The organism is Comamonadaceae bacterium OTU4NAUVB1 (genome assembly GCA_024372625.1).
In the GTDB taxonomy this organism is placed as follows: Bacteria; Pseudomonadota; Gammaproteobacteria; order Burkholderiales; family Burkholderiaceae_C; genus Variovorax.
The window spans coordinates 3,260,468-3,282,982 of the sequence record CP099605.1; the positions used below are offsets into that span (position 1 = coordinate 3,260,468).

22 protein-coding genes are annotated in these 22,515 nt (G+C 70.7%); 10 read left to right on the forward strand and 12 right to left on the reverse strand.

The annotated features are described in order from the left end of the window. Positions 1–28: 28 nt before the first annotated feature. The 4 genes from NF681_18760 to NF681_18775 all read left to right on the forward strand — a co-directional run bounded on the left by NF681_18760 (position 29) and on the right by NF681_18775 (position 3,739). Positions 29–2,386, forward strand: a complete 2,358-nt coding sequence (locus NF681_18760; GenBank protein ID UST54273.1) for an NADP-dependent malic enzyme — start codon at positions 29–31, stop codon at positions 2,384–2,386. Between the two features lie 192 nt (positions 2,387–2,578). Continuing rightward, positions 2,579–3,016: a guanine-specific ribonuclease N1 and T1 gene (locus NF681_18765; protein UST54274.1), complete on the forward strand. Its 438-nt coding sequence runs from the start codon at positions 2,579–2,581 to the stop codon at positions 3,014–3,016. An 85-nt stretch (positions 3,017–3,101) separates the two neighbouring features. Then, positions 3,102–3,521: a barstar family protein gene (locus NF681_18770; protein UST54275.1), complete on the forward strand. Its 420-nt coding sequence runs from the start codon at positions 3,102–3,104 to the stop codon at positions 3,519–3,521. Next, positions 3,500–3,739, forward strand: coding sequence for a hypothetical protein (locus NF681_18775; GenBank protein UST54276.1), 240 nt, complete (start codon positions 3,500–3,502; stop codon positions 3,737–3,739). Before NF681_18770 ends, NF681_18775 begins: the two co-directional genes overlap by 22 nt. Positions 3,740–3,817: 78 nt before the next feature. On the opposite strand, the gene rsmA is transcribed toward NF681_18775, so the two are convergent. Genes rsmA through lptD form a run of 3 tightly spaced genes read right to left on the reverse strand, consistent with a single transcriptional unit; the run spans position 3,818 to position 8,538 of the window. Then, positions 3,818–4,636, reverse strand: a complete 819-nt coding sequence (gene rsmA / locus NF681_18780) for a 16S rRNA (adenine(1518)-N(6)/adenine(1519)-N(6))-dimethyltransferase RsmA (protein ID UST54277.1) — start codon at positions 4,634–4,636, stop codon at positions 3,818–3,820. Then, complete coding sequence (locus NF681_18785; GenBank protein ID UST54278.1) at positions 4,636–6,069, reverse strand: peptidylprolyl isomerase; 1,434 nt, start codon at positions 6,067–6,069, stop codon at positions 4,636–4,638. The genes rsmA and NF681_18785 overlap by 1 nt, the downstream gene beginning before the upstream one ends. A gap of 42 nt (positions 6,070–6,111) precedes the next feature. After that, complete coding sequence (lptD, locus tag NF681_18790) at positions 6,112–8,538, reverse strand: LPS assembly protein LptD (GenBank protein ID UST54279.1); 2,427 nt, start codon at positions 8,536–8,538, stop codon at positions 6,112–6,114. Between the two features lie 104 nt (positions 8,539–8,642). Here lptD and NF681_18795 point away from each other — a divergent pair, with 104 nt between their 5' ends. The 4 genes from NF681_18795 to NF681_18810 all read left to right on the forward strand — a co-directional run bounded on the left by NF681_18795 (position 8,643) and on the right by NF681_18810 (position 12,670). After that, complete coding sequence (locus tag NF681_18795; protein ID UST54280.1) at positions 8,643–9,794, forward strand: phosphotransferase; 1,152 nt, start codon at positions 8,643–8,645, stop codon at positions 9,792–9,794. A gap of 4 nt (positions 9,795–9,798) precedes the next feature. Beyond that, positions 9,799–10,554, forward strand: coding sequence for a 16S rRNA (uracil(1498)-N(3))-methyltransferase (locus NF681_18800; protein UST54281.1), 756 nt, complete (start codon positions 9,799–9,801; stop codon positions 10,552–10,554). Positions 10,555–10,616: 62 nt separating this feature from the next. Next, on the forward strand, positions 10,617–11,927 hold the full coding sequence (locus NF681_18805) for a M20/M25/M40 family metallo-hydrolase (GenBank protein ID UST55848.1): 1,311 nt from the start codon (positions 10,617–10,619) through the stop codon (positions 11,925–11,927). A gap of 137 nt (positions 11,928–12,064) precedes the next feature. Then, on the forward strand, positions 12,065–12,670 hold the full coding sequence (locus NF681_18810) for a YidB family protein (protein UST54282.1): 606 nt from the start codon (positions 12,065–12,067) through the stop codon (positions 12,668–12,670). A 28-nt stretch (positions 12,671–12,698) separates the two neighbouring features. Here the strand turns inward: NF681_18810 and NF681_18815 are convergent, their stop codons facing one another. Next, the gene (locus NF681_18815; GenBank protein ID UST54283.1) at positions 12,699–14,210 is read right to left on the reverse strand and encodes a M20 family metallopeptidase; all 1,512 of its coding nucleotides are present in this window, start codon (positions 14,208–14,210) and stop codon (positions 12,699–12,701) included. A gap of 121 nt (positions 14,211–14,331) precedes the next feature. After that, entirely contained in the window at positions 14,332–14,862 is a 531-nt protein-coding gene (locus NF681_18820; protein ID UST54284.1) for a polymer-forming cytoskeletal protein, read from the reverse strand. Between the two features lie 227 nt (positions 14,863–15,089). On the opposite strand from NF681_18820, the gene NF681_18825 reads away from it, so the two are divergent. Next, entirely contained in the window at positions 15,090–16,046 is a 957-nt protein-coding gene (locus NF681_18825) for an ion transporter (GenBank protein ID UST54285.1), read from the forward strand. Between the two features lie 71 nt (positions 16,047–16,117). Here the strand turns inward: NF681_18825 and NF681_18830 are convergent, their stop codons facing one another. The 3 genes from NF681_18830 to NF681_18840 are packed head-to-tail and all read right to left on the reverse strand — an operon-like array spanning position 16,118 to position 18,424. Beyond that, positions 16,118–16,702 (reverse strand): YigZ family protein, encoded by a 585-nt coding sequence (locus NF681_18830; protein UST54286.1) that lies wholly within the window; start codon positions 16,700–16,702, stop codon positions 16,118–16,120. A 4-nt stretch (positions 16,703–16,706) separates the two neighbouring features. Continuing rightward, positions 16,707–17,291, reverse strand: a complete 585-nt coding sequence (gene metW, locus NF681_18835; GenBank protein UST54287.1) for a methionine biosynthesis protein MetW — start codon at positions 17,289–17,291, stop codon at positions 16,707–16,709. Beyond that, a complete protein-coding gene (locus NF681_18840; GenBank protein ID UST55849.1) occupies positions 17,288–18,424 on the reverse strand; it encodes a homoserine O-acetyltransferase in 1,137 nt (378 codons plus the stop codon). Before NF681_18840 ends, metW begins: the two co-directional genes overlap by 4 nt. Positions 18,425–18,848: 424 nt before the next feature. Between NF681_18840 and NF681_18845 the strand changes: the two genes are divergently transcribed. Further along, entirely contained in the window at positions 18,849–19,451 is a 603-nt protein-coding gene (locus NF681_18845) for an RNA-binding protein (GenBank protein UST54288.1), read from the forward strand. An 80-nt stretch (positions 19,452–19,531) separates the two neighbouring features. On the opposite strand, the gene NF681_18850 is transcribed toward NF681_18845, so the two are convergent. The 4 genes from NF681_18850 to NF681_18865 are packed head-to-tail and all read right to left on the reverse strand — an operon-like array spanning position 19,532 to position 22,515. Then, on the reverse strand, positions 19,532–20,308 hold the full coding sequence (locus NF681_18850; GenBank protein ID UST54289.1) for an SDR family oxidoreductase: 777 nt from the start codon (positions 20,306–20,308) through the stop codon (positions 19,532–19,534). Between the two features lies 1 nt (position 20,309). After that, positions 20,310–20,963: an LPS export ABC transporter periplasmic protein LptC gene (gene lptC, locus NF681_18855; GenBank protein UST54290.1), complete on the reverse strand. Its 654-nt coding sequence runs from the start codon at positions 20,961–20,963 to the stop codon at positions 20,310–20,312. Next, on the reverse strand, positions 20,960–21,511 hold the full coding sequence (locus tag NF681_18860) for an HAD hydrolase family protein (GenBank protein ID UST54291.1): 552 nt from the start codon (positions 21,509–21,511) through the stop codon (positions 20,960–20,962). Before NF681_18860 ends, lptC begins: the two co-directional genes overlap by 4 nt. After that, positions 21,511–22,515, reverse strand: a complete 1,005-nt coding sequence (locus NF681_18865; protein ID UST54292.1) for a KpsF/GutQ family sugar-phosphate isomerase — start codon at positions 22,513–22,515, stop codon at positions 21,511–21,513. The genes NF681_18860 and NF681_18865 overlap by 1 nt, the downstream gene beginning before the upstream one ends.

The following is a 22,515-nucleotide window of genomic DNA, read 5'->3' on the forward strand; positions in this document are numbered from 1 at the left end:
GCCCCGAGACGGCAGGAGCCCGCCGCCCATGTCCGATTCCGCCTCCCTGAGTACCTCCACACTGGCCACGCCGAGCGTCGAGGACAAGCGCGCCGAACTGCGCCGCGCCGCGCTCGCCTATCACGAGTTCCCGACGCCCGGCAAGATCGCCATCGCGGCCACCAAGCAGATGATCAACCAGCGCGACCTGGCGCTGGCCTACTCGCCGGGCGTCGCCGCGCCGTGCGAGGAAATCGTCAAGGACCCGGTCAACGCCTTCAAGTACACCGCGCGCGGCAACCTGGTGGGCGTCATCACCAACGGCACGGCCGTGCTCGGCCTGGGCGACATCGGCGCGCTGGCGTCCAAGCCGGTGATGGAGGGCAAGGGCGTCCTGTTCAAGAAGTTCGCCGGGGTCGACGTCTTCGACATCGAGATCGACGAGAAGGACCCGGCCAAGCTCGTCGAGATCATCGCCGCGCTGGAGCCGACCTTCGGCGCCATCAACCTCGAGGACATCAAGGCACCGGACTGCTTCTACGTGGAGCGCGAACTGCGCAAGCGCATGAAGATCCCGGTCTTCCACGACGACCAGCACGGCACGGCCATCACGGTCGCGGCGGCGTTGCTCAACGGCCTGAAGGTCGCGGGCAAGGACATCGGCGAGGTCAAGCTCGTGACCTCCGGCGCGGGCGCCGCGGCGCTGGCCTGCCTGAACCTGCTGCTCAAGGTCGGCCTGAAGCGCGAGAACGTGTTCGTCACCGACCTGGCCGGCGTGGTCTACGAAGGCCGCACCGAACTCATGGACGACGACAAGCGCCAGTACATGCAGAACACCGAGGCGCGCACCCTCACCGACGTCATGGAAGGCGCCGACGTGTTCCTGGGCCTGTCGGCCGGCGGCGTGCTCAAGCCGGCGATGGTGGCCAAGATGGCCGCGCGCCCGGTGATCTTCGCCCTGGCCAACCCCAACCCCGAGATCGCTCCCGAGGACGCCCACGCGGTGCGCGGCGACGTGATCATGGCCACGGGCCGCACCGACTACCCGAACCAGGTCAACAACGTCCTGTGTTTCCCCTACATCTTCCGCGGCGCGCTCGACTCCGGCGCGACGACCATCACCGACGAGATGGAGATCGCGGCGGTGCGCGCCATTGCCGAGCTGGCGCAGGCCGAGCAGAGCGAGGTCGTCGCGGCCGCCTACGTGGGCGAGAAGCTCACCTTCGGGCCGGAGTACCTGATCCCCAAGCCGTTCGATCCGCGCCTGATGATGAAGATCGCGCCGGCCGTGGCCAAGGCCGCCTTCGAGAGCGGCGTCGCGCTGCGTCCGATCGCCGACCTCGACGCCTACCGTGACCGGCTCCAGAGCTTCGTCTACGCCTCCGGCACGATCATGAAGCCCATCTTCGACGCCGCCAAGCGCGCGACCAAGAAGCGCGTGGCGTACGCCGAGGGCGAGGAGGAACGCGTGCTGCGCGCCGCGCAGATCGTGGTCGACGAGGGCCTGGCGCGTCCGACCCTCATCGGCCGCCCGGCCATCATCGCGCAGCGCATCGAGAAGTTCGGCCTGCGCCTGAAGGAGGAACTCGACTACGACATCGTCAACGTCGAGCAGGACCACCGCTACCGCGATTTCTGGCAGACCTACCACCGCATGACCGAACGCAAGGGCACGACGGTGCAGACGGCCAAGATCGAGATGCGCCGGCGCCTGACGCTGATCGGCTCGATGCTGCTGCACAAGGGCGAGGTCGACGGCCTGATCTGCGGCACCTGGGGCACGACCGCCATCCACCTGCACCACATCGACCAGGTGATCGGCAAGCGGCCGGGCGGCTGCGCGAGCACGCCGCAGGACCTGCCCATCTATGCCTGCATGAACGGCCTGCTGCTGCCGGGACGCCAGGTGTTCCTGGTCGACACCCACGTCAACTACGACCCGACGCCGGAACAGCTCACCGAGATCACCACCCTGGCCGCCGAGGAGATGGTGCGCTTCGGCCTGAAGCCGAAGGTGGCGCTGCTGTCGCACTCCAACTTCGGCAGCAGCAACGAGGCGAGCGCGCTCAAGATGCGGCGCACGCTCGAACTGCTGCGCGAACAGTCTCCCTGGCTGGAGGTGGACGGCGAGATGCACGGCGACGTGGCCCTCGACGGAAAGGAACGCGCGGCGGTCATGCCGCACAGCGCGCTCGCCGGCGATGCCAACCTGCTGGTGTTCCCCAACCTGGATTCGGCCAACATCGCCTACAACCTGCTGAAGACCGCCGCCGGCGGCAACATCGCCATCGGCCCGGTGCTGCTGGGCTCGGCCAAGCCGGTCCACATCCTGACGGCCAGCGCGACCGTGCGACGCATCGTCAACATGACGGCGTTGACCGTGGCCGACGCCAACGCCGACCGCTGAAGCCGGCAGCGCCGGCGGACGCCTTTCCGCCGACGTCCCAGAGGTCCTTGGAAGTCCCTTCGCGCCTGCCCAAAATTTGGGCAGGCGCTTGCTATTTGCGCGCCTCTGATGCACACTGCCCGGCTCGAATTCGAGGGTTAACCCTCCAGCCCAGCCCGGTTCGAGCCCCCGCTTCCTTCCTTCTGGTGCCTCATGGCGGCTTACGCCTTTATCACGTCTTTCTCATCCCGATTCGTCATGGCCGGCCTGGTGCTGGCAGGCATAGGGATTGGAACGGCAGGCCCGAGCGTCGCGCAGTTCCGCGACACCGACCGTCCGGCGCGGACCGCCCCCACGGCCATGCCATCGATCCCGCTGGCCGAGCTGCCAGCACAGGGCCAGCGCACCTACCGCGCCATTTTTCAGGGCGGCCCGTTCCGACATGACAAGGACGGCACGGTGTTCGGGAACCGCGAACGCCTGCTGCCATCCCAGAAGAGGGGCCATTACCGCGAATACACGGTCGACACCCCGGGCACATCCAATCGGGGTGCCCGGCGCATCGTCTGCGGTGGGGAACCCAGGACGGCACCGGACCTGTGCTGGTACACCGCGGACCACTACGCGAGTTTCAGGCAGATCGTGCCATGAACATTGGCGGTTCATCCTGCCGGATCGAGACAGCACGCTCCCGTGTACCGATCGAATGACGACGAAGACAACGACGACAACAACCATGGAAAGACCAGCGGAGATGACCTTATCCCTTCGTGCCGTGCGCCCCAATATCGTGCAGTCGATCCGCGCCTTCCGCGTGAACGACCTGCAGGAAGCGGCGCAAGAGGCAGGACAGCATTTCCTGTATGCGAACCTGGCCCAGGCCCAGAGCAAGCAGGATGTGCTGGACCTGATCGCACAGCAATTCACCTTTCCGGCGCATTTCGGCAAGAACTTCGACGCGCTCTACGACTGCATGACCGATCCCCTGCACAAGTCGGGACCCCAACCAGGCTTCGTCGTCGTGCTCGAGCAGATCCCGGCCAATGGCAAGTTCGACAAGGAAGCGCGCGAGCAGCTGCTCGACATCTTCCGCGACGCCTCGGACTACTGGGGGGACCGGAAGATACCGTTCAGGTGCTTCTATTCTTTTCTGTAGCCCGTTCTGCAAACACCAGCCAAGCAGAACGGGCGAACGAGGCTCAGCAGGGCGCAGGCCCCGCCACGGCGATTTCCGCCACCCCCGCCGGCATCGAGATCGCGACGGCCAACGAGGCCGGCGAGAAGATGCCGACGGACAAGCTCCTGGACGTTTCGCCCCTGGCGTTGCGCATGAGCAGTCCCTTCAACGCGGAATACTGGCTGGCCACCGCCTGAATTGCGCCGACCGGACCGAGGTCCGGCCGTCGAGGACCGCGAGAAGCCCGTTCCCTTTCCGGACGGGCTTCTTGCATTTCAGGCCGGTCGTCGCGTCGTCCCGTCCGGCGCTTCCAGGGGCGCCACGGCCTGCGCCAACGCCACGTACTCGGCCACCGGCACCTCCTCGGCACGACGCTGGATGTCGAACGTGCCGTCGAAACCGTGCTCGACGAGCCAGCGGCCCAGGGTATGGCGCAGGATCTTGCGGCGCTGGCTGAAGGCCACCTGCACGATCTCTCCGAGGCGCGCGGCGTCGAGCCTCGGCGGCTCGGCCAGCGGCACCATCCGCACGACCGCGCTGTCCACGCGGGGCGGTGGCGAGAAGCTCTCGGGCGGCACGAACAGGATGTCCTCCATGTCGTAGCGCCACTGCAGCATCACGCTCAGGCGGCTGTAGTCGGAGGTGGCCGGTCGCGCCACCATGCGGTCGACCACTTCCTTCTGCAGCATGAAGTGCTGGTCGGCCACCAGGGGCGCGAAGCCCAGCAGGTGGAACAGGATCGGCGTCGAGATGTTGTAGGGCAGGTTGCCGACCACGCGCAGACGCTTCGGGGCCTGGGCTCCCAGGGTGCGGGCCAGGGCCGCGAAGTCCACCTTCAGCACGTCCGATTCGACGACATCGAGCTGGCCGTGCCCGCGCAGCCGATGGGCCAGGTCGCGGTCGAGTTCGATGACGCAGAGGCGGCCGAGCCGCTCGACCAGCGGCTGCGTCAGCGCGGCGAGTCCGGGACCGATCTCGACCATCGCATCGCCCGGCTGCGGCGCGATGGCGTCCACGATCGCATCGATGATGCCGCCGTCGCACAGGAAATGCTGACCGAAGCGCTTGCGCGCGACGTGGTGGTGCGCTGCCATCAGGCCGGCGGCTGGCGGAATTCCACGTAGGCCCGGGCACGCACTTCCTGCGCCCAGGTCTCGTAGGCCTCGTCCATGCGCTTCTCGCGCAGGGCGGCACGGGCCGCCTCGCGCTGTTCGGCCGGTGTCAGCGCGGCCTCGCGCCGTCCGGTCACCTCGATCAGGTGGACCCCGAAGCGCGAGACCACCGGGTCGCTGATCTGGCCCGGCTGCAGCCGGTTCACCATCTCCTCGAATTCCGGGACGAACTGGCCGGCGCGGGTCCAGCCGAGGTCACCGCCGTCCTTGGCGCTGCCATCCTGCGAGTTGTCGCGCGCGAGGCCGGCGAAATCGGCCGTGCCGGCCTGCAGGCGGCGCTTGAATTCGGCGAGCTGGGCCACGGCCTGCGCCGTGCTGCGCTGGGCATCGGTGCGCAGCAGGATGTGGCGGACCTGCGTCTGCGTGGCGGCGACATCGGCGGCACCGGCCTGGTTGCGGGCCAGCACCTTGAGGACGTGGAAGCCGGCGCTCGAACGCACGGGCCCGGCGATGCCGTCGACGGGCGTCGACTGCGTGGCTTCCACGAAGAGCGTGGGGTAGCGCTGCGTGCTGCGCAGCCCCAGCGCGCCACCGCCCGCGCGGTCGGCCGCGTCGGAGTTGTCGCGTGCGAGGGCGGCGAAATTCTCGCCGGCGCGGGCGCGCCGGGCGAGCGCCTCGGCCTTCTGGGACAGGGTGGCGACCTGCGCGTCGCTCGCGTTCTCGGGCACCGCCACCAGCACCTGGGCCAGGTTGAGCTGCGTGGGCGCGGCGGTGCCGGCGCTGCCCTGGTCGCGCAGGTACTGCTCGACCTCGACGTCGCTGACCTTCACGCGGGCGTTGACCTCGCGCTCGCGCAACCGGGTCAGCAGCAGCTGGTTGCGCAGGTCGCTGCGGAACTCGCGCGCCGACATGCCCTCGGCGGCCACGCGGCGGCGCAGTTCCTCGCGGCTCACCTGGTTCTGGCGGGCCACCGTCTCCTCGGCCTGGTCGATCGTCACTTCGTCGACCCGGATGCCGTTCTCCTTGGCCAGTTGCAGCTGCGCGCGCTCCAGGATGATGCGCTCGAGCACCAGGCGCACGAGTTCGTCGCCCGGTGCGCGCCGGGCCTCGGCGTTCTCGGCCAAGATGCGGTTGACGCGCGTCTGCACCTCGGTGTTGGTGATCGGCTCGGAGTTGACCAGGGCGACGATGAACTCGGCCGCGCGCTGGCTCTGCGCCGGCGCGGCGGCGGACGCGGACGCGGGCGCGGGCGCGGGCGCGATGCCGCGTTGCGGGCTGCTCATGATGTCGGTGATGCCGCTGCTGCGCGCATTGCCGGGCCGCAGCCCGAGGCCCTGCGCCTGCGCGGCGCCGTGAGCGGCACCTAGCGCGAGAAGACAGGCCAGGGTGAGGGCGGAGGGGGTCGATGTGTTCATGGCGATGGGGGCGGGGCGGCCATGCGGCCGCAAACCCGGAATTCAATCGTATTGCGTGTAGCGGCTCGGTGTTTCCATCAGCCCCGGCTGGCGCAGGGGCTGGTAGCGCTGGATGTTCTGCGTCAGGGTCCGGATCGGGCTCGAACCGACGCTGGCGAAGCCGACGAATTCGAGCTGGAACATGATGCGGGTGTTGGCTGTGACCCGTCCCGTGGTCAGACGTTCCAGCACGACGCGGCCGATGTAGCAGCAACCGTCGTATTCGAAGCCGATCACGCCGTCGGTGAGCTTGCTGTCCTGCAGGTTGTAGTTCATGCGGCCCACGGCGTACCAGCGACCGCCGCCCTGGCCCCGGCCCGGACCGAGGTCGCGGCCCTGGTCGCCCCACAGGTCGTTGAGCGGCCACTGGAAGCCCACGTCGAGCGACTTGTTGCCGATCAGCGTCGGGGAGGCCGACTGGTAGCGGAACGCCGCATTGAGCGTGTGGTAGGGCGCCGGATGGTAGCGGGTGCTCAGCGCGATGCGCTCGGAGCGCTGCGTGTCGGGGTTGTACTGGACGGTGGTGTCCACGCTCAGGCGCGGCGTCCAGTTGACCTGCGCGCCCAGCAGCACGTCGCTCAGGCGGTCGGTCACGGGCAGTCCGCCCGGCAGCGTGACGTTCTGGTCGGCGAACCTCAGGCGCTGGGCGATGCCGAAGCGCGCCGCCTCGACACCGCTGTCGGGGTCGATCAGGCGCGTGCTGACGCCCAGCGTGAGCAGGTTGCTGTCGGAGACGCGGTCGTTGCCCGAGAACGCGTTCTCGGTGTAGACGGTGGCGAAGTTGAAGTCGTTGGCCGCACTGTCGTACACCGGCAGCCGGCTCTGGTCGCGATAGGGCGTGCGCACGTAGAAGGCGCGCGGCTCCAGCGTCTGGCGGAAGGCACGGCCGAAGTAGCTCGCGTCGCGCTCGAACACCATGCCGCTGTCCAGGCTCAGGGTCGGCACGGTGCGGCTCGCCGAGGTCTCGCCGCCGGCCAGGGGCGAGGCGAACTGGTAGGACGTGGCGTTGAGCATCAGCTTGGGGATCACGAAGGTGCCGGGCGTGAGCCAGGGCCGGCTGACCTGCAGGATGCCGAAGGCGCGCTCGCCGTTGGGCTGGACGATGCCGTTGAGGTTGGGCGCGTACTGCCGATCGGCGCTGAAGCGCGTGTAGTCCAGTGCGGTGACGACGTCGAAGCCGGCGACGTCGTACTTGGTGTTGTTGGCGGTGATCTGCGGCAGGCGGTCGTAGGGCGGCGTGATCGGCGAGAGGTCGTACTGCAGCGTCTGATAGGACAGCGCGCGCACCTGGCCGGTCCAGTCGTTCTTGCCCCAGTAGAGCGCCGCCTGGCTCTCCAGCAGGCGCGTGGAGAGCGTCGGCGTGCGCGAGAAGTCGCGCCAGTAGTTGCTGTCGCTCACGCGGTTGACGTTGAGCATTCCGGTGAGCGAATTCAGTCCGAAGGGCTGGGGGTCGAAGACCTGACGGTGCGTCGTCCAGAGGCCCCAGCGGTCGCGCTCGCGCAACTGGTCGGAGGGCATGAGGTCGGCGCGCACCATGCCGTTGTAGGTGTTCTCCAGGTAGCGGAATTCGCTGCCCACGTTGATGCCGCGCTTGCTCATGAGCGTCGGGTAGAGCGTCGCGTCCCGGTTGGGGGCGATGTTCCAGTAGTAGGGCTGGGTCAGCTCGATGCCGTTGACGCTGTCCACGCCGAAGAAGGGCGACAGCAGGCCGCTCTTCCTCTTCTCGTCGAGCGGGAAGCTGAACGACGGAAAGGCCGGCGTGCTCACGCCCATGAACTTCACGCGCGCGTTCGTCGCGATGCCCACGCCTTCGTCGGTGTCGGTGGTGAGGGTGGCCGCGCTCAGCAGCCACGCCGGCATCCAGCCGGGGTAGTCCTCGATGCGGCAGGTGGTGTAGGTGACGTTGCGGGCGACCGAGACGTTGGCGTCCACGAAGTCGATGCGCTCGGCCTCGCCGTGGCCGCCGTTGATGAGGAAGCGGTAGCGCACGCTGCGGAAGAAGCCCTCGAAGGTCTCCAGCTTGAGCTGCAGTTCCGGTCCTTCGTAGACGTTGCCCGCCTGGTTCACGCGCACGTTGCCCGTGGCGGTGGTCAGGTCGTCGGGCTGGTAGTACTCCAGCCGGTCGGCGTTGATGACGGTGTCGCCACGACGCACCGAGGCGTTGCCCACGATCACCGTCTCCAGGTCGGGGCGGCCCGTGATGCTGTCGCCGGCGACGAAGTTCGGCCGTTGCGAGCGCTCGGACGACGGGATCGCCTCCAGCAACTGGGCCGAGCGCCGCAGCACCAGCGGCGCGTCGGCCCAGGCGGCCGATTCCTGCCGCTGCGCCCAGGCGCCCTGGGCCTGGAGCAACGCCAGCGACAGCACGGCCAGGGGCAGCGGCGGACGGTGCCGCGACCTGCGGGATCGAGGGCGATTGGGTTCAGACATGGGCGGGAGACGTCACGGATCGGCGGGAGGGGAACACCGGCCGCTGCGGCGGGCGGTGGGCTGCGCGGCATCCGCGCGCGGCGGATTTGTAGAATCGATTATCCATGACCGCATCCCCGCCCACGCCCTCCGGCGGCGCCGCCATCGCACGGGCCGCCGCCGTTTCCCCCACCGATGCCGTCGCCCCGGCCACCCTCGTGACCTGGGCCGACCCGGCGCGCGAAGCCGCCTTCGCTGCCTGGCTGGCGCGTGTCGCGCCGGCCCACGACCTCGTCCCCGGCACGGTCCGCCTGGCCTCGGCCGATGCCAGCTTCCGCCGCTATTTCCGCGTCGACGCCACCGCCGCCGCGCCGACCCGCATCGTGATGGACGCCCCGCCGGCGCAGGAGGACAGCGAGCCCTTCGTGCGCATCGCGCAACTCCTGCACGATGCCAACGTGCGCGCGCCGCAGGTGCTCGACTGGGATCGCGAGCACGGCTTCCTGCTGCTCGACGACCTGGGCCGGCGCACGATGCTCGACGCCATCGATCCGGCCGACTCCGCGGCGGCGCTGCCGCTCTACGAGGCCGCGATCGACGAGCTGATCCGCTGGCAGCTGGCGTCCAGACCCGGCGTGCTGCCGCCCTGCGACCGCGCGCTGCTCGAGCGCGAGCTCGCGCTCTTTCCCGAGTGGTACATCGGGCGGCATCGCGGCGTGGCGATCGAGGGCCGGCTGCAGGAGCGGCTGGAACGCAGCTTCCGGCTGATCGTGGAGAACAACCTGTCGGTGCCCGCCGTCTACGTCCACCGCGACTTCATGCCGCGCAACCTGATGCTGCCCGACGCGCCCGGCGCGGCGCGCGACCGCCTGGGCGTGCTGGACTTCCAGGACGCCGTCCACGGCCCGATCACCTACGACATCGCCAGCCTGATGCGCGACGCCTTCCTCACCTGGGAGGAGGACTTCGTGATCGACGTGACGGTGCGCTACTGGCAGGCCGCGCGCAAGGCGGGACTGCCGGTCGACGCCGACTTCGGCACCTTCTACCGCACCGTCGAGTGGATGGGCCTGCAGCGCCATCTGAAGGTCGCGGGCATCTTCGCGCGCCTGACCCTGCGCGACGGCAAGCCGAAGTACCTGGCGGACGCGCCACGCTTCATCGCCTACATCCGCGCCACCGCGAGCCGCTACATGGAACTCACGCCGCTGCTGCGGGTGATCGACGAGGTGGAGGGCACGCAGGCGCGCTCGGGCTTCGCCTACGGCCGGGTCTGACGGCGTGCCGCGTTTCCACTGCGCCACCGCGCTGCATCCCGCCACCGAGCTGCTGCTGCCGGCCGGCGCCGCGCGCCACGTCCAGGTGCTGCGGCTGCAGCCGGGCGACGCCATCACCGTGTTCGACGGCGCGGGCGGCGAGTACGCCGCCGTCATCGAGCGCATGGGCCGCAGCGAGGTGGCGGTGCGCATCGGCGCGCACGATCGCGTCGAGCGCGAAGCCCCGCGCGCGGTGCACCTGGCCGCCGGCATGCCGGCCAACGAGCGCATGGACTGGCTCGTCGAGAAGGCGACCGAACTGGGCGTGGCCAGCATCCAGCCGCTGATGAGCGCCCACGGCGTGCTGCGGCTGGCCGGCGAGCGCGCCGACAAGAAGCGCGCGCACTGGGAAGCGATCGCCATCGCGGCCTGCGAGCAGTGCGGGCGCAACCGCGTGCCGGTGATCCATCCGGTCGTCGGCTTCGGCGACTGGATCGCGCGGCCCGACGACGACGCGGCGGCGCGGCGCCTGGTGCTGAGTCTGGCGGCGGGCACGCGCGACATCGCCGGCATCGCGGCCGGCGACGCCGGCCCGGACGCGCCCGGGGCGCCCGGCGCCTGGCGCGTCCTCAGCGGCCCCGAGGGGGGCCTGAGCGCGGCCGAGGAGCAGCAGGCGCTGCGGGCGGGTTTCGCGCCCGTCACGCTCGGCCCGCGCGTCCTGCGCGCCGAGACCGCCGCCCTCGCGGCGCTCGTGGCGCTGGCGGGGGCGCCGCCCGCATGAGGTGCCGCCGCCGCGCCCCGGCGGTGCTGGCCGGTCTCGCCGGCCTGTGCCTCGTGGGCGCGATGCGCATGGCGCAGGCGCAGGGCGCCGGCCTGGGGTCGTCGCCGTGGCCGGTCAGCCCGCAGGTCGAGCGCACCTACGTGCGGCTGCTGGCGGCGCCGGCGGTGCAGGCGGTGCTCGACGCCGTCGCCGCCGACCACGCGCGCTCCATCGACGACCTGCGCCGCCTGACCGAGATCGAGGCGCCGCCCTTCGGCGAGCAGGCCCGGGCCGCCGCCTTCCTGGCGCGCCTGAAGGCGCTCGGCCTGCCCGACGCCTACATCGACGCTGAGGGCAACGTCGTCGGCCTGCGCCGGGGCCGGCCCACGGCCACGGGCCACGAGGTGCCCCGGCTGGTGGTCACGGCGCACCTGGACACGGTCTTCCCGGCCGGCACCGACGTGCGCGTGAAGGCGCGTGGCGACCGGCTCTACGCACCGGGCATCTCCGACGACGCGCGTGGCCTGGCGGTGCTGCTGTCGTGGCTCAAGGTGCTGGAGGAGCGGCGACTGCGCACGGTGGGCGACCTGCTGTTCGTGGGCAGCGTGGGCGAGGAGGAGTTGGGCAACCTGCGCGGCATGAAGCACCTCTTCGCCACCCACCGCGACATCGACGGCTTGGTCGGACTCGAGCCCGCGCCCGACCAGCACGTGGTCGTCGCCGGCACCGCCAGCCGGCGTCACGAGGCCGTCTTCGAGGGTCCCGGCGGCCACAGTTCCAGCGCCTTCGGACGGGTGCCCAGCGCGGTGCACGGCATGGGACGCGCCATCGCGCGCATCGCCGACATCCGCACGCCGACCTATCCGCGCACCACGTTCACCGTCGGCACGGCCTCGGGCGGCAGCGCGGTCAACGCCATCGCCGCCGAGGCCCGCATGGCGGTCGACATCCGCTCGGACGACGCGGCGGTGCTCGACCAGGCCGAGCGCCGGGTGCTGGGCGCCGTGAAGGCGGCCGTCGCGGCGGAGAACCGGCGCTGGGGCGTCGACACGCTGACCGCCTCGGTGCGGCTGATCGGCGACCGTCCGGGCGGTCGCACGCCCGCCGACGCGCCCGTGGTGGAGGCCGCCGTGCGCGCCAACACCGCGTACGGCCTGCGCAGCGTGCTGCAGGCCGCGAGCACCGACGCCAACGTGCCGATGTCGCTGGGCATCCCGGCGGTGGTGCTGGGCAGCGGAGGACGCACCGGCGGCTTCCACACCACCGGCGAATGGATCGAGCTCGACGGCGCCTGGCTCGGCGCGCAGCGTTCGCTGCTGGCGGTGCTGGCGCTCGTGGGCGTCGAGGGCACGAGCGAGCCGCTGCTGACCCGGCGTGCGCCCAGGACGCCGTGATTGCTTACGCGCGCGCGCGTCCGGTTGCAAAGCCGTCGCACGGGAAACACCGCCGCGTCGGACAATGAGGACCGGCCGGGCATCGCGCGGCCGCATCTCGATCCACGGATCGCCACCTCGAAGGGAAGGAACACATCATGGGATTGCTCGATTCGGTACTCGGTCAGGTGCTCGGCGGCGGTCAGGGCGCGTCGGCAGGACCGGGGGAGGCGGGTCACCCGGGCGGTGGTCCGGGCGGGCTGGGCGGCCTCGGGGGACTGGCGGGCCTGGGCGGGGCGGGCGGCGGACTCGGCGCCATCTTGGGCAGCCTGCTGGCCAACGACGGCGGCCAGGGCGGACTGGGCGGGCTGGTCTCGAAGTTCGAGCGTGCCGGCATGGGCGACGTGATCGGCTCGTGGATCGGCAAGGGCGACAACCGGCCGGTCTCCGAGGGCCAGCTCGGCAACGTGCTCGGCGGCGACGTGGTGTCGGGCCTGGGCCAGAAGCTGGGCATGAGCGCCGCCACCCTGCTGCCGCTGCTCGCTTCGCTGCTGCCGATGCTGATCGACCGCCTCACGCCGAACGGCCAGATGCCGGCGAACGGCCTGGGCGACCTGAGCGAGCTCGGCGGATCGGGCGGTTTCGGCGGCTTCGGTCGTGGCGACGAGCCGACCGAGGCGGCAGCGGGCGCGCCGGCCCAGGGTACGCCGACTTCCGAGAGCGAACTGCTCGCCTCGCTCAGCGCGCTGCTGCAGAAGCGCTGAGCCGCAGGCGGCCGGACGCGCTTCGCCCTCAGGCCGAAGCGGGCGTCTGCTGCCCGGCGCGATGTGCCGCCGGCAGGGCTGCGATCACCTCGGCCACGGCGGCCGTCAGCTTCTTCGCGTACGGCACGTGCAGGAACTCGTTGGGACCGTGGGCGTTGCTCTTCGGGCCCAGCACGCCGCACACCATCATCTGCGCCTTGGGGAAGCCTTCGCTGAGCATGTTCATCAGCGGGATCGTGCCGCCCTGGCCGATGTAGCCGCAGGGCGCGCCGAAGTGCGCGAGCGACGCGGCGTCCAGCGCGCGTTCGAACCATGGCGTGATCGTCGGCGCGTTCCAGCCGGTGGCGCCGCCACCGCCCTCGAAGGTCACCTTGGCCCGGTAGGGCGCGTTGTCCTCCAGCAGCGTCTTAAGTTCCTGGACCGCCTGGCCGGCATCGACCAGCGGCGGCAGGCGCAGGGACAGCTTGAACGCGGTGTAGGGGCGCAGCACGTTGCCGGCGTCCTTCAGGGCCGGGAAACCGTCGGCGCCGGTCACCGACAGCGTCGGCTTCCAGGTGCGGTTGAGCAGTCCCTCGACCGGGTCGGTGGTGGTGGGCAGGGTGAAGGCGGTCGACCCCTCGCAGTCGTAGTGCGCCCAGGGAAAGCGCTTGTGGATCTCGTCGCCGAGGATCGCGGCCGTGACCCGGGCCTGCGCCAGGCGGTCGGGGGGCACCTCGCAATGGAAGCTCGCGGGCAGCAGGCGGCCGGTGGCGCTGTCCTCCAGGCGGTCGAGCACCTGTCGCATGATGCGAAAGCTCGACGGCACCAGGCCCGACGCGTCGCCCGAATGCACGCCCTCGGTCAGCACCTCGACCTTGAGCAAACCGCCGGCCATGCCGCGCAGCGAGGTCGTCAGCCAGAGCTGGTCGTAGTTGCCGGCGCCCGAATCCAGGCAGATCACCAGGCCGACCTCGCCCAGACGGTCGCGCAGGGCGTTCACGTAGGGCAGCAGGTCGTAGGAGCCGCTTTCCTCGCAGGTCTCGATCAGGCCGACGATGCGCGGGTGCGCCGCGCCCTGGGCCTTGAGGGCCTGCACGGCGGCGATGCTGGCGTAGACCGCATAGCCGTCGTCGGCGCCGCCGCGGCCGTAGAGCTTGCCGTCCTCGTACTTCGGCGTCCAGGGACCGAGGTCGGAGCGCCAGCCGGTGAACTCGGGCTGCTTGTCGAGGTGGCCGTACATCAGCACCGTGTCGGTCATCGGCGTGCCGGTGGCGGCGATCTCGAAGAACAGGACCGGCGTGCGGCCCTCGAGCCGGACGACTTCCAGCGTCAGCCCCTCGACCTTCTGCGCCTCGACCCAGGCCGCGGCGTTGCGCAGCACGGTGTCGATGTGGCCGTGGGTGGCCCAGTCCTTGTCGAAGCCGGGCGACTTGGCGGGGATGGCGATGTAGTCGGTGATCTGGCGCACGATGTCGCCGTCCCACCGGGCGGTGACATCGGACAGGGCGCGGCCGGCGTCGAGCAGGCCGGCGGGCATTTCGCGGTGCAGTGGAGCGTTCATGGGGAGGTTCTCCGCGGAGAGGGGTGCATGGGGTGCGTTTCATTCTGCGCCCCAAAGAAAAAGCACCCGGATCGCGGGTGCTTGTTCGAAGCCGGCGCCCGGAGGCCCGGGTGGCGCCGGTTCAGGCGGCCTGCAGCGAAGGCTTGCGGCCTTCGGACGTGCCGAAGGAGATCTCGCCGGAGAGCTGGCCGCCTTCCTCGATCACGATCTTGCCGTAGCGGATCTTGCCGGTCACGCGGCCGGTGGCGTGGATCACGAGCTTGTCGCGCACGATCAGGTTGCCGTCGAACACGCCGCGGATCTCGGCGATGTCGATGTGGGCCGAGCCCTTGAATTCGCCCTGTTCGGAGATCTGGATCACGCGCGAGTCCATCGTCGCCTCGACCAGTCCCTCGACCACGAGCGTGTCGCAATCGGTGATCTCCACGCCCTTGAGCTTGATGTTCGGTCCGACCGTGAGCTTGCTGCCTTCCTTGGGCGCGGGCGTGGTCGCCGCGGCCGTGGCGCCACCGCTCGAGAGAGGGGAAGCGGAGGGTTGCACCGACGTCGCACCGAGGCCGCTGCCGCCGCCCACCAGGGGCGCGGGACGGGAGGAGTTGAAGTTGTCGGGTTCGCGTTCGCGCTTGCCGAAGAAGGGGGACTGTGAAGCCAAGAGATTGCTCCTCTGAAAAACGCCTATGGTATGAACGCCCGGCGTTGCCCGGCAACCGGCCAGGCAGAAATTCGTAACCAAATCGGTCGGGACGCCGCCGGCGGGATCGCCTTTTCGGAGCATCCCGGTCTTTCGGCCGCATCGTCGGGCCCGCCAAGGGCCGGCGATGTCCGCGCACCCGAGAATGTGCAGCGCCACTCCCGCGGACCCGCCCGTCCGAATCCGCCATGCTCTTATCGCCGCCCGCCGATCCCGCTTCCGGCTCCCACCCCGCCGTGGAGGACGTGACCCGCGTCGAGGAGCGCTTCGGCAAGCCCTCGGGCGGCTGGCGGCTGGCCCTCTACGCGGTGATCTTCGAGTCGGAGACGCGCGCCGGGCGCGCCTTCGACCTGTCGCTGATCGCGGTCATCCTGCTGAGCGTGGCGGTGGTGGTGCTCGACAGCGTGCAGGCCATCCACGTGCGCTGGGGCCCGGTCTTCGGCGTCATGGAGTGGGGCTTCACGCTCGTCTTCACCATCGAGTACGTGGCGCGCCTGGCCTGCCTGCGCCGCCCGTGGCGCTATGCGCGCAGCTTCTACGGCGTGATCGACCTGCTGGCGCTGCTGCCGACCTTCATCGCCATCCTGGTGCCGGGCCTGGCGGTGCTGATCGACGTGCGGATCCTGCGGCTGCTGCGGGTGTTCCGCATCTTCAAGATGTCGCGCTATGCCCAGGAATACCGCACGCTGGCCACGGCGCTGGCGGCGAGCCGGCGCAAGATCATGGTCTTCGTCGGCTTCGTGATGATGGTGGTGCTGGTGATGGGCACGCTGATGTACGTCGTGGAAGGGCCGGAGCACGGCTTCACCAGCATCCCGGTGGCGGTGTACTGGGCGGTCTCGACCATGACCACGGTCGGCTTCGGCGACCTGGTGCCCAAGACCGGCCTCGGCCGCGCGATCGCCTCGGCCATGATGCTGCTGGGCTGGGGCGTGCTGGCGGTGCCGACGGGCATCGTGTCGGCCGAGATGGTCAGGCACGGGCGGGAGGCCGGCGGTGTCGGCGAGGCGCCATCCGGCACGGCCGCGACGCCGGACCGCACGGAAGCGTCCGGCGCCGTCGCATGCGCCGCCTGCGGCAGCGGGGCGCACGCGGCCGACGCGCGGTTCTGCCGGCGCTGCGGCGCCGCCCTGCCGCCGCGCTGACGCCGGAGGCGGGCCGGACGGCGCGTCGCCCGGTCCGCGATAGCGGCCTGGGACGGGCCGGCCGGCGGCCTTCAGTCGACCCAGCCGGCCCGGCCCTGCGTGGCGTCGTCGATGCGCGCGCGCAGCGCCTCGGCGGCGGTGTCCTCGATGTCGAACGCCAGGCGCACCAGCGAGCCATGCTCCACCGTCAGCAGCAGGGCCCCGGCGGCGGCGAGCTCGCGCCGCAGCGAGCCTTCGAGCGCATAGGGCACGGCGCAGGCGAGCGACCGCAGGCGGCGCAGCGGTCGCTTGTCGGCGCCCAACAGGGCCTGCGCCACGGCGTCGGTATAGGCCCGCACCAGCCCGCCGGCGCCCAGCTTCACGCCCCCGAAGTAGCGCACCACGGTGGCCAGCACGCCTTCGAGGTCCTGGTGGCGCAGCACCTCCAGCATCGGCCGGCCGGCGGTGCCGCCGGGCTCGCCGTCGTCGTTGGCGGCCGACTGGCCCCCGGCCATCAGGGCCCAGCACACGTGCGCGGCGCCGGGATGCGCGCGACGCAGGCCCTCGACGACCATGAGCGCCACGGCACGGTCGGCCACGGGTTGCACGCAGCCGACGAAGCGGCTCCTGCGGATGACGAGCTCGCTGTGGACGGCACCGGCCAGCGTCCACGCCACGACGTCAGCCCCGCTCCAGCCTGAAGACCGCCGTGCCCGCGCGCGCGTTGGGCAGCCAACGCACCTCGCGACCCTGCTGCACGCCGAAGGCATCGAGCACGCGCAGTCGGTTCTTGTGCGCCAGCGCCTCGAAATCCTTGAAGGTGCCCACGCGGATGTTGGGCGTGTCGTACCACTCGTAGGGCAGGCGCCGCGTCACGGGCATGCGCCCGCGCGCGACGCTCAGGCGATTGGGCCAGTGCGCGAAGTTGGGAAAGGCGACGATGCCCAGGCGACCGACGCGCGCGGTCTCGCGCAACATGACCTCGGCATTGCGCAGGTGCTGGAGCGTGTCGATCTGCAGCACGACGTCGAACGAGGCGTCGTCGAACATCGCCAGGCCCTCGTCGAGGTTGAGCTGCAGCACGTCGACGCCGCGGCGCACGCACTGCAGCACGTTGCCGTCGGCGATCTCCACGCCGTAGCCGGTGCAGCCGCGCTCGCGCTGCAGCAGGTCGAGCAGGGCGCCGTCGCCGCAGCCCAGGTCGAGCACGCGCGCGCCCTCGGGCACCAGACGGGCGACGAGGCGCTGGAGGCCGGCATCGCTCATCGTCTGGCTCCCGCGTCGAGTTCCAGGGCCACGCGCTCGAAGTAGGAGCGCACCACGCCCAGGTAGCGCACGTCGTCGAGCAGGAAGGCGTCGTGGCCGTGCGGTGCGTCGATCTCGGCATAGCTGACGCGGCGCCGGTTGTCGACCAGCGCCTTCGCGATCTCCCGGCTGCGCGCCGGCGAGAAGCGCCAGTCGGTGGTGAAGCTCACCAGCAGGAACTGCGCGGTGGCACGCGCGAAGGCGGCCGCGAGGCTGCCGCCGTAGGCCAGCGCGGGGTCGAAATAGTCCAGCGCACGGGTGATCAGGAGGTAGGTGTTGGCATCGAAGTACTCGCTGAACTTGTCGCCCTGGTGGCGCAGGTAGCTCTCGATCTGGAACTCCACGTCCTGCGTCGAGTAGCGGTAGCCCCCACCCACGATCTCGCCCTCGACGGCGCCGCGCAGCTCGCGGCCGAACTTCTCGTTCATGACGTCGTCGCTCAGGTAGGTGATGTGGCCGATCATGCGGGCGATGCGCAGGCCGCGCTTGGGCACCACGCCGTGCGCGTAGAAGTGGCCGCCGTGGAAGTCCGGGTCGGTCACGATGGCGCGCCGCGCGACCTCGTTGAAGGCGATGTTCTCGGCCGTGAGATTGGGTGCGCTCGCCACCACGACGGCATGGCGCACGCGCTGCGGGTACTGCAGCGTCCACGACAGCGCCTGCATGCCGCCCAGGCTGCCGCCCATGACGGCGGCCAGCGTGCGGATGCCCAGTGCATCGAGCAGACCGGCCTGGGCGTCGACCCAGTCCTCCACGGTGACGACGGGGAAGTCGGCGCCATAGACGCGGCCGGTCGCCGGATCGACGTGCATGGGTCCGGTCGAGCCGAAGCACGAGCCCAGGTTGTTCACGCCGATGACGAAGAAGCGGTCGGTGTCCAGCGGCTTGCCCGGCCCGATCATGTTGTCCCACCAACCCTCGGACTTCGGCTGGCCCGCGTAGACACCGGCCAGGTGGTGGGAGGCATTGAGCGCATGGCACACCAGCACCGCGTTGGCGCCGTCGGCGTCGAGCGTGCCGTAGGTCTCGTAGGCCAGCACGTAGTCGCGCAGCGCCGCGCCGCTGCGCAGGGCCAGCGGACCGGCGAAGGACATCGACTGGGAAACGACCTCGAAGGAAGACACGGGCGGCGACGGCGATGGTGGGTGGATCGAAGGTCGGCCGGGCACCAATGAAAAAAACCCGGCCTCGCCAAAGAAACGAGCCGGGTTGAGCGGAGACGTCTTTAGCTGGATTTGTAGAGCGCCCGCAAGCTGAAGCAAATCGGCGCCGGGGCAGTATATCGCCCGCTTACCGCCACGCCCCGCGAGCGCGCCCGGGCGGATTTTTTCGACGGCGCCCACCGCCACGATGATTTCATCCCCATGCGCGCATCGTTTCACCCATAATTCACGAGCCTCCCTTCAAATTTCCGGGAGTCAACTCGGTGATTGGACAGTTTCGCGCAGCCCGGCGGATCCGCCGTCATTGTGCTTTCGGGACTCCATCGCTTTTATTGATGTTTATAGGAGTCCCTCGATGGGCAACAAACTGTACGTCGGCAACCTGCCGTATTCGGTGCGCGATGGCGACCTCGAACAGGCCTTCGGTCAATTCGGCTCGGTCACCAGCGCCAAGGTCATGATGGAACGCGACACCGGTCGCTCCAAGGGCTTCGGCTTCGTCGAGATGGGCAGCGATGCCGAGGCGCAGGCCGCCATCGGCGGCATGAACGGCCAGCCACTCGGCGGCCGCAGCGTGGTGGTCAACGAGGCGCGGCCGATGGAAGCACGTCCGCCGCGCAGCGGTGGCGGCGGTGGCTATGGCGGCGGCGGCGGCGGATACGGCGGCAGCGGTGGTGGGGGAGGTTACGGCGGCGGTGGCAGCGGCGGCGGTGGTTATGGCGGCGGCAACAGCGGCGGCGGCGGCTACGGCGGCGGTGGCCGCAGCGGCGGCGGTGGCGGTGGTGGCTATGGCGGCGGCGGCGGTGGTGGGTACGGCGGTCGCGGCGGTGGCGGCGGTGGTGGCGACGGCGGTTTCCGCAGCCCCTACGGCTCCGGTCCCCGTGGCGGCGGTCGCAGCGGTGGCGGAAATGGCGGCGGCGGCGGCGGTTACGGCGGCAACGGCGGCGGCGGCTACTGATCTTTCCGTCGATCCGGCCGCGTTCCGGTGGCACCGGGATCGGCGGCCCGCGAGGCGCCTCCGGGAGCCTTTTTCTCGACTCACTCCCCCAGGCGTCGCTTTCGGCCGCGACCCTGTGCCAAGCGATCGAACACGGCGTTCGGCAGCCCGCGCATCAAACGGGCGACCACGCCCATCTGCCAGGGAATGACGCGGTAGCTCGCGCCGGCCTCGATCGTGCGGAAGGCCTGCTCGGCGAAGGCGTCCACCGGCATCAGGAAAGGCATGGCGTAGCGGTTGCGGCGCGTGAGCGGGGTGTCAATGTAGCCCGGGCAGATCGTCACGACCCGCACCCCCGAGCCACGCAGCTCGCCACGCAGGCTCTCGCAATAGGCGACCACCGCGGCCTTGCTGGCGCAGTAGGCGCCATGACCGGGCAACCCGCGGATGGCGGCCACGCTGCCGATGCCCACCAGCCGCCCGCTGCCGCGTGCCGTCATGGCCGCCACGAACGGGTGGAAGGTCGCGATCAGGCCGGTGTTGTTGACGGCCAGGACGCGCGCGAAGACATCGATGTCGCCGCGCTCGGCGGTGTCGACGCCGATGCTGATGCCGGCGTTGGCGATCACGACGTCGGGCACGCCCTGGCGCGCGATGCAGGTGGCGCCGGCCGCGACGATGGCGTCGACGTCGGCCACGTCCGCGCCGTAGATGCCGCAATCGACGATGCCCTGAGCCGTCGCCCAGGCCTCGATCTCGCCGGTGCGCCGCGCCGTCAGCGCGAGCCGCCAGCCCGCGTCGTGGTAGCGCCGCGCCAACGCCTGGCCGATGCCGCTGGACGCACCCGTGATGAAGACCAGCGGAGCGGCGCCCGGCATGTCAGCGCCGTGCCGCGGCCAGCGCGGCCGGAGACGGCATGAGGACACCCTGCACGCGGCCCTGCAGGTTCGCGACGCCGCTGAGGTTGTCGTAATCCATCGTGTCGGAGGTGAAGCGGTCGGCGCCACGGATGAGCGTGACCGGCTTGTGCGATCGCACGCGTTCGGTGTTGACGAAGGCGTGCAGGAATTCACCCCGGAACTCCAGGCGTGGCAACGCCTGGCCGCTCGGTCCGGTGGCGGCGTCGCGCACGACGATGGCGTTGCCGAAGAGCTGGATCTCGCTGCCGTCGCCGTTGGACAGGCTGCGGTCGGCCGTGGCGCGGGTGACCAGGCCCAGCGGCGACACCGAGCGCATGCGCATCTGGTCGACCTCCAGCGTGTCGTTGTCGGGATAGTGCCGGCCTTCCTTGCCGAACAGCTCGCTGCGCAGTTCACCGGTCGGCAGGAAATTCTTCACGACGAAGTCGCGCATGAAGTAGTCGGGCTCGTGCGTGACGGGACGCGCGACGGTGGGTTCGAGCAGCTTGGGGGCGTTGCGCGCCAACCAGTAGGTGCCCAGCGCGAGGCAGGCGGTCAGGATGACCGGCAGGTAGAGCGTGCCGCGGTCGAGCGCGTCCCGCGCCACCTTGCCGATCGGTCGGCGCGGTTTCATGCGACCGGGCCGCGCGCCGCGTCGAGCAGTCGCCGGTAGTGGCCGCCGGCGGTCAGCAGCAGGTCGCAGAACTCGCGCGCCGCGCCTTCGCCGCCGCGCGCGGTGGTCACGTGGTGCGCGATGGCGCGCACCTCGGCGTGCGCGTTGGCCGGCGCGGCGGCGAAGGCGACGCGGCCCAGCACCGGCAGGTCGGGCCAGTCGTCGCCGATGGCGGCCGCCTCGCCCCAGCCGAAGCCCAGTTGCGCCAGCATGGCCTCGGCCGCGGGCAGCTTGTCCTCGGTGCCGTAGCGCACGTGCTCGATGCCCAGGGCGGCGAGGCGCACGCGCAGCGGCTTGGAGTCGCGCCCGGTGATCACCGCCGGCACGATGCCGGCTGTTCGCAGCAGCTTCAGGCCGTAGCCGTCGAGGATGCTGAAGCGCTTGAGCGTCTCGCCGTGCTCGCTGAAGAACACGCCCCCGTCGGTGAGGACGCCGTCGATGTCGAAGAAGGCGATGCGCACGTCCTGCGCGACGAGCAGGGTCTCGGGAGGAAAGGAGATCGCGGGCATCAGATGACCTTCGCGCGCATCAGGTCGTTGATGGTCAGCGCGCCGGCCAGACGGCCGTCGGCATCCACCACCAGCAGGCTGTTGACGCGGTGCTGCTCCATGAGTTCGGCCGCCTCCACCCCCAGCGCGTCGGCGCGCACGGTGCGCGGGTCGCGGTGCATGACCTCGGCGGCGGTCAGCGCGCGCAGGTCGGCGCCGGTTTCCACCAGCCGGCGCAGGTCGCCGTCGGTGAAGATGCCCAGCGCCCGGCCCTCGTCCGAGACGACGGCCGCGGCGCCCAGGCCCTTGGCGCTCATCTCGCGCATCAGGACGCTGAAGGTGGCGCCGGGGGCGATGCGCGGCACCTCGTCGCCCGTGCGCATGAGGTCGCCCACCAGCGTGAGCAGCTTGCGCCCGAGGGCGCCGCCGGGATGCGAGCGCGCGAAATCCTCGGCGCCGAAGCCGCGCGCGTCCAGCAGCGCGACGGCCAGCGCGTCGCCCATGGCCATCTGCGCGGTGGTGCTGGCGGTCGGGGCGAGGTTGAGCGGGCAGGCTTCCTTCTCGACGCCGCTGTCGAGCACGACGTCGGCGTGGCGCGCGAGCATGGAATCGGCGCCGCCGGTGATGGCGATCAGCGGCACGCCCTGGCGCTTGACCACCGGCAGGATGGCGGCGAGCTCGTTGCTCTCGCCGCTGTTGGAGATGGCGATCACCAAGTCGACCGCCTGGATCATGCCGAGGTCGCCGTGGCTGGCCTCGGCCGGGTGGACGAACATCGCCGGCGTGCCGGTCGAGGCCAGGGTGGCGGCGATCTTGCGCCCGACGTGGCCGCTCTTGCCCATGCCCATCACGACCACCCGGCCGCGCACCGCGAGGATGCGGCCCACCGCCTCGACGAAGCCCGCGCCGATGCGCGACTTCAGACCCCGCACGGCGTCCGCCTCGATGTCGAAGGTCGCCCGCGCGCGGGCGAGCAGGGTCTCGGGATCGGGCGGCGCGGTGGCCGGAACGGGGCGGGAAGTCAT

Coding starts and splice junctions, on each gene's coding strand:
- NF681_18760 (UST54273.1), top strand. CDS start 29: ATGTCCGATTCCGCCTCCCTGAGTACCTCCACACTGGCCACGCCGAGC.
- NF681_18765 (UST54274.1), top strand. CDS start 2,579: ATGGCGGCTTACGCCTTTATCACGTCTTTCTCATCCCGATTCGTCATG.
- NF681_18770 (UST54275.1), top strand. CDS start 3,102: ATGGAAAGACCAGCGGAGATGACCTTATCCCTTCGTGCCGTGCGCCCC.
- rsmA (UST54277.1), bottom strand. CDS start 4,636: ATGGCAGCGCACCACCACGTCGCGCGCAAGCGCTTCGGTCAGCATTTC.
- NF681_18785 (UST54278.1), bottom strand. CDS start 6,069: ATGAACACATCGACCCCCTCCGCCCTCACCCTGGCCTGTCTTCTCGCG.
- lptD (UST54279.1), bottom strand. CDS start 8,538: ATGTCTGAACCCAATCGCCCTCGATCCCGCAGGTCGCGGCACCGTCCG.
- NF681_18795 (UST54280.1), top strand. CDS start 8,643: ATGACCGCATCCCCGCCCACGCCCTCCGGCGGCGCCGCCATCGCACGG.
- NF681_18805 (UST55848.1), top strand. CDS start 10,617: ATGCGCATGGCGCAGGCGCAGGGCGCCGGCCTGGGGTCGTCGCCGTGG.
- NF681_18810 (UST54282.1), top strand. CDS start 12,065: ATGGGATTGCTCGATTCGGTACTCGGTCAGGTGCTCGGCGGCGGTCAG.
- NF681_18815 (UST54283.1), bottom strand. CDS start 14,210: ATGAACGCTCCACTGCACCGCGAAATGCCCGCCGGCCTGCTCGACGCC.
- NF681_18825 (UST54285.1), top strand. CDS start 15,090: ATGCTCTTATCGCCGCCCGCCGATCCCGCTTCCGGCTCCCACCCCGCC.
- metW (UST54287.1), bottom strand. CDS start 17,291: ATGAGCGATGCCGGCCTCCAGCGCCTCGTCGCCCGTCTGGTGCCCGAG.
- NF681_18840 (UST55849.1), bottom strand. CDS start 18,424: ATGTCCTTCGCCGGTCCGCTGGCCCTGCGCAGCGGCGCGGCGCTGCGC.
- NF681_18845 (UST54288.1), top strand. CDS start 18,849: ATGGGCAACAAACTGTACGTCGGCAACCTGCCGTATTCGGTGCGCGAT.
- NF681_18850 (UST54289.1), bottom strand. CDS start 20,308: ATGCCGGGCGCCGCTCCGCTGGTCTTCATCACGGGTGCGTCCAGCGGC.
- lptC (UST54290.1), bottom strand. CDS start 20,963: ATGAAACCGCGCCGACCGATCGGCAAGGTGGCGCGGGACGCGCTCGAC.
- NF681_18860 (UST54291.1), bottom strand. CDS start 21,511: ATGCCCGCGATCTCCTTTCCTCCCGAGACCCTGCTCGTCGCGCAGGAC.
- NF681_18865 (UST54292.1), bottom strand. CDS start 22,515: ATGACTTCCCGCCCCGTTCCGGCCACCGCGCCGCCCGATCCCGAGACC.